At 73.8% G+C, this 1,793-nt stretch carries 2 protein-coding genes; one reads left to right on the top strand and one right to left on the bottom strand.

Annotation, left to right across the window (positions count from 1 at the left end; all coding sequences use genetic code 11):
- Nucleotides 1–20: 20 nt before the first annotated feature.
- A complete protein-coding gene (locus ACFQ87_RS45765) occupies nt 21–1,172 on the top strand; it encodes a CapA family protein (RefSeq protein ID WP_380616973.1) in 1,152 nt (383 codons plus the stop codon).
- Nucleotides 1,173–1,196: 24 nt separating this feature from the next.
- On the opposite strand, the gene ACFQ87_RS45760 is transcribed toward ACFQ87_RS45765, so the two are convergent.
- On the bottom strand, nt 1,197–1,793 hold a 597-nt coding region (locus ACFQ87_RS45760; RefSeq protein ID WP_380616972.1), incomplete at its 5' end, for an SAM-dependent methyltransferase.

Below are 1,793 nucleotides of genomic sequence, written 5' to 3'. Positions count from 1 at the left end.
CCACCGCCACGGCCCTCACCCTGCTGATCGCCCTCCCGGGCTGCGGCGCCCCGCAGGCACCCGAACCGCCCACCCCCACCACGGATGCCACCACCCCCACCCCGACCGGGCCGAAGGCGTTCACCCTGGTGGCCACCGGTGACGTGCTGCCGCACACCGAGATCATCCAGCAGGCCAAGGAGGACGCCGGCGGCAACGGCTACGACTTCACCGCCATGCTGGCCGGCGTCAAGCCGCTGATCAGCGGCGCGGACCTGGCGATCTGCCACATGGAGACGGTCTACGGCGCCGACGGCGGTCCGTACACCGGGTACCCCTCGTTCAAGTCACCGCCGCAGGTGGCCAAGGCGCTCAAGGACGCCGGGTACCGCTCCTGCGACACCGCGTCCAACCACACCCTGGACGACGGCCCGGCCGGCATCCGCCGCACCCTGGACGCGATGGACGCCGCCGGCCTCGCCCACACCGGCTCCGCCCGCACCGCCGAGGAGGCCGGGCGGCCGGCGCTGCTGCGGACGGGCGGCGCGACGGTGGCCCAACTCGCCTACACCTACGGCACCAACGGCATCCCGCTGCCCAAGGACGAGCCCTGGGCCGTCAACCTGATCGACCGGGACCGGATCCTGACCGACGCCCGCGCCGCCCGGGCGAACGGCGCGGACCTGGTGGCGGTCAGCATCCACTGGGGCACCGAGTGGCAGGACACCCCGAACGAGCAGCAGCTCACCCTGGCCCGCGAGCTGTCCGCCGCCGGGCAGGGCCCGGGCCGGCCCGACATCGACCTGATCCTCGGCACCCACGCCCACATCCCGCAGGCCTACGAGAAGATCAACGACACCTGGACGGTCTACGGCCTCGGCGACCAGCTCGCCGGGCACATGTTCACCTACGACGGCGCCGAGGACCCGCGCGGCAACTGGAGCTCCCTCGCCCGCTTCACCGTCAGCCCGCCGGCCGGGCCTGGGCAGCGCTGGACGGTGAGCCGGGCCGAGTTCATCCCGCAGATCACCGACCTCGGCCCGCCCTACCGGGTGCTCGACCTGCGCGAGGCCGTCCGCCGCAACCCCGGCCGCGCCGACTGGGCCCGTGCGCTGGAGCACATCCGAACGGTGGTGCTCAGCCGCGGCGCCGGGTCGGCGGGGCTCACCATGGCACCGTCCCCCCAGCCCTGACCGCCGTAGCGGCTCCGGGCCGGCCTACGGCTTGCGGGCCAGCCCGCCGTACACCGATACCTCGCCGGCGGCCACGGTCGAGGGCTCGCCCAGCTCCGGGTGCCACTGGTCGATCAGGACCACGCCCGGGTCGTCCAGTTCCAGCCCGGTGAAGAATCGCTCCACCCCGGCGCGCGAGCGCACATGGACCTCTATCCCGGCCTCCGCATAGCGACGGGAGCCGACCGCGACCTGGTCCGGCGCGTTGTCGGCGGTGCCGGCGGTCAGCGCGAGGAAGCTGCCGGCGGGCAGGGCGTCCAGCAGCTTGCGGACGGGCGGGTGCGCGGCCTCGTCGGAGAGGAAGTGCACGATGTTGATCAGCGTCAGCGCGACCGGCTCGCCCAGGTCCAGGGTGGCGGCCACCGCCGGGTCGGCCAGGAACTTCTCCGGGTCCCGCAGGTCGCCCTCGACGTAGGCGGTGCGGCCCTCCGGCGTGCTGGTGAGCAGCGCCCGCGAGTGGGCCAGCACGATCGGGTCGTTGTCCACGTAGACCACCCGGCAGGACGGGTCGACCGCCTGGACGATCTCGTGCAGGTTGGGCACGGTGGGGATGCCGGTGCCGACGTCCAGGAACTGGCGCAC

Source organism: Kitasatospora sp. NPDC056531, from assembly GCF_042794375.1.
Lineage (GTDB): Bacteria > Actinomycetota > Actinomycetes > Streptomycetales > Streptomycetaceae > Kitasatospora.
This window is presented reverse-complemented; position numbering and strand designations above follow the sequence as displayed.